Source organism: Streptomyces sp. NPDC059909 (assembly GCF_042730885.1).
Taxonomy (GTDB): domain Bacteria; phylum Actinomycetota; class Actinomycetes; order Streptomycetales; family Streptomycetaceae; genus Streptomyces.
In genome coordinates, this window is sequence record NZ_JBHWKX010000145.1 from 1 (window position 1) to 7800 (window position 7800).

Genomic DNA, 7800 nt, shown 5'->3' on the forward strand with positions numbered 1-7800 from the left:
TCGAGGGCGGCGACGACCTCGTCGTACGCGGCGGCGAAGACGGGGAACGCCTCGTACAACTCCCGTCCCATGCCGACCCGCTGACTGCCCTGCCCGGTGAACAGGAACGCCAACTTCCCCGTCGTACGGCTGCCCTGGAGCAGCTCTGGGACTGTTTCGCCGGCGGCGAGAGCGCGTACGCCGTCCAGCAGAGCGGTTCGGTCGCCGCCGACGACCGTCGCGCGATGCTCGAAGGCGGAACGGCTCGTGGCCAGCGACAGGCCCAGGTCCACGGCCCCGTACTCCGGGTGCCGCTCGGCGTGGTCGGCCAGGCGCCGGGCCTGGGCGCGCAGGGCCTGCGGCGTCCTGCCCGAAAGGACCCACGGAACCACGGGCAGGGGCGCCGTCCGCTCCGGCTCGGCCGGCTCCGTGTCCTCGGCCGGCGCCTGCTCGATCACCACATGCGCGTTCGTTCCGCTCACGCCGAACGCCGACACGCCCGCGCGGCGGGCCCGGCCCGTCTCCGGCCACGTCCTCGCCTCGGTCAGCAGGGACACCGCCCCCGCCTCCCACTCGACGTGCCCCGTCGGCTCGTCGATGTGGAGGGACTTCGGCATGATCCCGTGACGTATCGCCTGGACCATCTTGATGACCCCGCCGACCCCGGCCGCCGCGACCGTGTGGCCGATGTTCGACTTCAGTGAGCCGAGATACAGCGGCCGGCCGTCCGGCCGGTCCTGGCCGTAGGTCGCCAGCAGGGCCTGCGCCTCGATCGGGTCACCCAGCCTCGTACCCGTGCCGTGCGCCTCGACCACGTCCACATCGGCGGGCGTGAGCCGGGCGTTGGCCAGGGCCTGGCGGATGACGCGTTCCTGGGACGGGCCGTTGGGGGCGGTGAGGCCGTTGGAGGCGCCGTCCTGGTTCACGGCCGAGCCGCGGACGACCGCGAGGACGTGGTGGCCGTTGCGGCGCGCGTCGGAGAGCTTCTCCAGGACCAGCAGACCGACTCCCTCGCTCCAGCCCGTACCGTCCGCGGAGGCCGCGAACGACTTGCAGCGGCCGTCCGGGGACAGCCCGCGCTGTCGCGAGAAGTCGACGAACCCACTCGGCGAACCGGACACGGTGACGCCACCGGCCAGCGCCAGCGCCGACTCGCCCGACCGCACCGACTGCACCGCGAGATGCAGTGCCACGAGCGACGACGAGCACGCCGTGTCCAGTGACACCGCGGGCCCCTCGAAACCGAAGGAGTACGCGACACGGCCCGACGCGACGCTGCTCAGCTTGCTCGTCATGAGATAGCCCTCGAGCTCCTCGGGGCCCTCGCGGTCGAGGTAGCTCTGCTCCACCACTCCCGCGAACACGCCGGTGCTGCTGCCCTTCAGCGACACCGGATCGATGCCCGCGCTCTCCAGGGCCTCCCACGCGGTCTCCAGCAGCAGCCGCTGCTGCGGGTCCATGCCCAGCGCCTCGCGCGGCGAGATCCCGAAGAAGCCGGCGTCGAACTCGGTTGCGTCCGCCAGGAACCCGCCCTCGCGGGTGTACGACCTGCCGGGCCTGCCCGGCTCCGGGTCGTACAGCGCCTCGATGTCCCAGCCCCGGTCGACGGGCCACGGCGTGATGCCGTCGACCTCGTTCGCGACCAGCTCCCACAGGTCCTCCGGAGAGGACACCCCGCCGGGATAGCGGCACGCCATCCCGACGATCGCCACGGGCTCCTGACGGCCCGATTCCAGCTCGGCCAGCCGTCGGCGGGCCTTCTGGAGGTCAGCGGTGACCCACTTGAGGTAGTCGACCAGCTTCTCTTCGTTCGACATGCGGATTCAGTCTCCGTGGGTGGTGGTCAGTTCGTGGAACGGCCGAGCTGGTGGTCGATGAAGTCGAAGATCTCGGACGCGGAAGCCGACTCGAGAACGTCGACAGGGTCGGGAGCGCCGTCCGTCCCGCCCGTCCCGCCCTGGTCGTTCAGCTCGCTCAGCCGCGCAAGGATCGTCTGCAGGCGTACGGTCACGGCGTTGCGCGTCGCGCCGGCATCCCCGTCCCCGTCCGGGAGCGCGTACACGTCGGCCAGCGCCGCCTCCAGGCGGTCCAGTTCGGCCAGGACCGGAGGCGTGTCCGCGTCCGCCTCGCCGCCCGGCGCCACCTGCGCGAGCAGGTACTCGGCCAGCGCCGCGGGCGTGGGGTGGTCGAAGACCAGGGTGACCGGGAGCCGTACGCCGGTCTCCGCACTCAGCCTGTTGCGGAGGTCGACCGCGGTCATCGAGTCGAAGCCCAGCCCCTCGAAGGGCCGCTCGGCCTCGACGCCGTCCCGCCCGGAGCGGCCCAGGACGGCGGCCACCTCGGTGCGGACGAGATCCAGGACGAGCTGGTGCCGCTCGGTGGCGGACAGCGCGGCGAGGCGCTGCCCGAGCGTGTCGGTGGTGGTTGCCCCGGCCTGGGCGGTGCGGCGGTTCGCGACGTTGACCAGCCCGCGGAACAGCGCCGGGACGTTCCCGTACGCACGCATGGCGGCAAGGTCCACGGGCAGCGCCACCAGGTGGGGCCGGTCCTCGGCACCGAGCGCCGCGTCGAGGAGGGCCGTGCCCGTCGCGGGGTCGATCAGCCGGAAGCCCTCACGGGCGAACCGCTGCAGGGCACCGGCACCCAGATGGGCGTTGATGCCCCGAGGACGGTCCCCCTCCGCCGCCCACAGGCCCCAGGCGGTGGAGGTGGCGGGCAGGCCGTGGGCGGTGCGGTGGGTGGCGAGGGCGTCGAGGAAGGCGTTGGCGGCCGCGTAGTTCGCCTGCCCCGGCACACCGGTCACGCCTGCGAGGGAGGAGAAGAGGACGAACGCGGTGAGGTCGTGGTCCTGGGTGAGGATGTGGAGGTTCCAGGCCGCGTCGGCCTTGGGGCGCAGGACGGTGGTGAGCTGCTCGGGGGTGAGGGTGGTGAGGAGGCCGTCGTCGGTGATGCCTGCGGTGTGGACGACGGCGGTGAGGGGCCGGTCGTCGGGGATGGCATTGATGACGTGGGCGAGGGCGTCGCGGTCGGCGGCGTCGCAGGCCGTGATGGTGACTTGCGCCCCGAGTGCGGTGAGTTCGTCGCGGAGTTGGTCGGCGCCGGGTGCTTGGTCGCCGCGGCGGCTGAGGAGGAGCAGGTGGCGTACGCCGTGGGCGGTGACCAGGTGGCGGGCGACGAGGGCGCCGAGGCTGCCCGTGCCGCCGGTGATCAGGACCGTACCCTCCTGGCTCCATGACGTGCCCGCCGCCGTCGGGGCGGCATCCGCGGCGGTGTACCGGCGCAGCCGCGGGAGCAGGACCTTGCCGCCGCGGATCGCCGCCTGCGGCTCGCCCGAGGCGATGGCGGACGAGGGCAACGTGGCGTAGGCCGCGGGGCCGTCCTCGTCCAGGTCGACCAGGAAGATCCGGCCGGGCACCTCGGTCTGGGCCGCGCGCAGCAGACCCCAGACGGTCGCCGCCGCCGGGTCGGGCGCGGCACCCGGCTCGGTGGCCACGGCCCCGCGGGTGGCAATCACGAGCCGGGTCCCCGAGAGCCGGTCGTCGGCCAGCCACGCCTGTACGAGGCTCAGTGCGCGGTGCGCGGTGGCGTGCGCGGCTTCCGCGGTGTCCGGGTGGTCCTGTCCGCCCGAATCGGCGCGCACCAGCACGGTGTCGACCTGCGCACCGGCCTCGACCGCCGCGGCCGGCCCGGACACGTCGTCGAAGACCAGCCCGTCGAAGTCCCACGCATCGAGGTCCGGCCCGTGGGAGCCCGGTCCGCCGGAACCAGGTCCGTCGACATCCGCGATGCTCATGGCGCCCCAGCGCACCGGCCCGGCCGAACCGAGCGCCTCACCGGCCGGTTCCCAGCCGATCTCGTACAAGGGCTGGCGGCCTCCCTTCGCACTGCCGAACTCGCTCTCGGGAACGTCCCGGAAGACGAGCCGGTCCAGCGACGCCACCGGCTGCCCCGTCTCGTCGGCCAGCACGACGGCGACGGTGCCCGCGTCGATCGCGTCGACCCTGACCCGTACGGCCGTCGCCCCGACCGCGTAGAGCCGAAGCCCGTGCCACTCGACGGGGATCCGGAGGGTTCCCGGCACCGCGGTCCCGGGATCGGCGGCCTCGACCGCGGCCTCCAGGAGCGCGGGATGCAGCCCGTACTCGGACGCCTCCGCCCGGAGGCCGGCCGGCATCCGGACGACGATTGCCGTGGCGTCCACGGCGGCCGGAGGCGCCGACGCGCCCGCGGTCAGGAAGCCCTCGGCGTGGAAGGTCCAGGGGGTCTCGGTGCCGGCGTGGGCCGTCGGGCGGGCGTGGAACGTGAAGGGGCGACGGCCCTCGTCGTCAGCGGGGTCGACCGTGAATTGGAGCTGGGTGGGGGTGGTGAGGGGGACGGGCGTGTGGAGGGAGAGGTGGTCGAGGGTGTGGGCGCCGATGCGGTCGCCTGCGTGGAGGGCGAGTTCCGCCAGGGCGGAGGCGGGCAGCACGGGCGTGTCGTCGACGGCGCGGTCGGCCGTCCATGCGTACGTGTCCGCCGAGACATGGCCGATGAACAGCGTCCTGCCGCTCTCCGCCAGTTCGACCGCGCCGCCCAGGACCGGATGGCCAGGCGCACCGGCGCCCGTGTCCGTGCCCGTGCCGAGGTTCGTCCCAGCGGAGACCTCGGACTTCAGCCAGAAGCTCTCCTGCTCGAACGCGTACGTGGGCAGGGGGATGCGCCGTCCGCCCGAGCCGGAGAAGTACGCCTCCCAGTCGACGGCGACGCCCCGGTTGTGCAACTGACCGAGACCGGTGGTGACGCTCGCCGCCTCCGGGCGGTTGCGGCGCAGGAGCGCCACCGCCGCGGCGTCGGGCGACTCGGCGGACAGGGACTCCTGGACCAGCGCACTGAGCACGGCGTCGGGGCCGAGTTCGACGAACGTGGTGACCCCCGCGGCCTCCAGCGCGGCGACCCCATCGGCGAAGCGGACGGGCTCGCGTACATGCCGCACCCAGTACTCGGCGTTCGTCAGCAGCGCAGGGTCGCCCGGGCCACCGGTCACGTTCGACACGATCGGGATCTTGGGTGCGTGGAAGGTCAGGCTCGCTGCGGTGGTGCGGAAGTCGTGGAGCATGCCGTCCATGTGGGGGGAGTGGAAGGCGTGGGAGACGGTGAGCTGTTTGGTCTTGCGGCCGCGCTGCTGGAGTTGGGTGGCGATGGTGGTGGCCGTGTTTTCGTCGCCGGAGATGACCAGGGAGGTGGGGCTGTTGACCGCGGCGAGGGTGACCTGGTGTTCGTGACCGGCCAGCAATGGCAGGACCTCGTCTTCGGTGGCCTGGACGGCGATCATGGCGCCGCCTTCGGGCAGGGCTTGCATCAGTCGGGCGCGGGCGGCGACGAGTGTCACGGCGTCGGCGAGGGTGAGTACTCCTGCGACGTGGGCGGCAGCGAGTTCGCCGATGGAGTGCCCGGCGAGGTAGTCGGGGGTGATGCCCCAGGACTCGACGAGCCGGTAGAGGGCAACCTCGGCCGCGAAGAGCGCGGGCTGGGTGTACTCGGTACGGTCCAGGCCCTCCCCGCTGGTGATGACCTCGGTCAGCGGGCGCTCCAGCAGCGGGTCGAGGGCGGCGACGACCTCGTCGTACGCGGCGGCGAAGGCGGGGAACGCCTCGTACAATTCCCGTCCCATGCCGACCCGCTGGCTGCCCTGCCCGGTGAACAGGAACGCCGTCTTGCCGTTGCTCCGCGTGTCCCGGAGCAGGCCGGGGACCATGCCGCCGTCCGCCAGTGCGCGTACGCCGTCTAGGAGCACGGCCCGGTCAGGGCCGATGAGCGTGGCGCGGTGTTCGAAGGCGGAACGGCTCGTGGCCAGCGACAGGCCCAGGTCCGTGGCCGTGTGCTCCGGGTGCCGCTCGGCGTGGTCGGCCAGGCGCCGGGCCTGGGCGCGCAGAGCCTCCGGGGACTTGCCTGACAGGATCCACGGGACGACGGGCGCGCCGTCCTCCGCGGCGGCCACCGGCTCCGTGTCCTCGGTCGGCGCCTGCTCGATCACCACGTGCGCGTTCGTGCCGCTGATACCGAACGACGACACACCGGCTCGGCGCGGACGTCCCTGCTCGGTCCAGGGCCGCTGCTCGGTGAGCAGCGAGACGGACCCGGACTCCCAGTCGACGTGCCCGGTCGGCTCGTCGATGTGGAGCGACTTGGGCACGACGCCGTGGCGCATGGCCTGGATCATCTTGATGACGCCGCCGACGCCGGCCGCCGCCTGTGTGTGGCCGATGTTGGACTTGAGCGAGCCGAGGTGGAGGGGCCGGTCGGCGGGCCGGTCCTGGCCGTACGTGGCGAGCAGGGCCTGCGCCTCGATGGGGTCACCCAGCTTCGTGCCCGTGCCGTGCGCCTCGACCACGTCCACATCGGCGGGCGTGAGCCGGGCGTTGGCCAGGGCTTGGCGGATGACGCGTTCCTGGGAGGGGCCGTTGGGGGCGGTGAGGCCGTTGGAGGCGCCGTCCTGGTTGACGGCCGAGCCGCGGACGACGGCGAGGACCTGGTGGCCGTTGCAGCGCGCGTCGGAGAGCTTCTCCAGGACGAGCAGACCGGCGCCCTCGCTCCAGCCCGTACCGTCCGCGGAGGCTGCGAACGGCTTGCAGCGGCCGTCCGGGGACAGCCCGCGCTGCCGTGAGAATTCGACGAACGACGTCGGGGTAGCCATCACGGTGACACCGCCGGCCAGCGCCAGGTCGCACTCGCCCGACCGCAGCGCGTTCGCCGCCAGGTGCAGGGCGACGAGCGACGACGAGCAGGCCGTGTCGACCGTGACCGCCGGACCCTCCAGACCGAGGGTGTACGCGACGCGGCCCGAGGCGACGCTGCCCGCGTTGCCGCCGGCGAGGTAGCCCTCCAAGTCATCGGGAATGCGCCGCAGTTGCGACCCGTAGTCGTGGTACATCACCCCGGCGAACACGCCGGTGCGGCTGCCGCGCAGGGCCGAGGGCACGATGTTCGCGCTCTCGACGGCCTCCCAGGCCGTCTGCAGCAGCAGGCGCTGCTGCGGATCGGTGGCCAGCGCCTCGCGCGGGGACATTCCGAAGAACTCGGGGTCGAAGAGGTCCGCGTCGTGCAGGAAGCCGCCCTCGCGGGTGTACGAGGTCCCGACGCGGTCCGGGTCGGGGTCGTACAGGCCCTCCAGGTCCCAGCCCCGGTTGGTCGGGAACTCACTGACCGCGTCGACACCGTCGGCGACCAGCCGCCACAGGTCCTCGGGCGAGGAGACTCCGCCGGGATAGCGGCACGCCATGCCGACGATCGCGATCGGGTCCGCGGACGTCAGGCCCGCGTCCGCGCCGGTGTCCGTGTCTGCGACTGCGGATGTGACGGCACTCGCCGCCGACTCCGCCGCCTCGTCCGCGAACAGCTCCGAGACCAGATGGCGGGCGAGGCCGGCGGGGCTCGGGTGGTCGTAGATGAGGGTGGCGGGGAGTTTGAGGCCGGTGGTGCCGGTGAGTTGGTTGCGGAACTCGAGGGCGGTGAGGGAGTCGAAGCCCAGTCCCTGGAAGGGGCGGTCGGCGTCGACGGTGGTGGTGTTCGTGTGCCCGAGGACGGTGGCCGCCTGGGTCCGGACGAGGTCGGTGAGGGCCTGCTGACGCTGGGCAACCGTGAGGCCGGCGAGTTGCTCGGTGAGGTTGGCGGTGCCGTTCTGCGCCTGGGCGGCCGGGTTGGTGCGTCGGGTGGTTGTGGGGGTGAGGTTTTTGAGGATGTGGGGGATGGTGTGGTGGTTTTTGCGGAGGTTGGTGGTGTGGAGGTGGGTGGCGGCGTGGAGGGGGTGGGGGGTGGTGAGGGCGGTGTCGAAGAGGGTGAGGG

2 protein-coding genes are annotated in these 7800 nt (G+C 72.9%); both read right to left on the reverse strand.

The genetic code is table 11. The annotated features are described in order from the left end of the window. On the reverse strand, positions 1 to 1802 hold a 1802-nt coding region (locus ACFV9O_RS38795), incomplete at its 3' end, for a type I polyketide synthase (protein ID WP_385427369.1). A gap of 20 nt (positions 1803 to 1822) precedes the next feature. Next, the coding region (locus ACFV9O_RS38800) for an SDR family NAD(P)-dependent oxidoreductase (protein ID WP_385427366.1) at positions 1823 to 7800 on the reverse strand (5978 nt) is incomplete at its 5' end.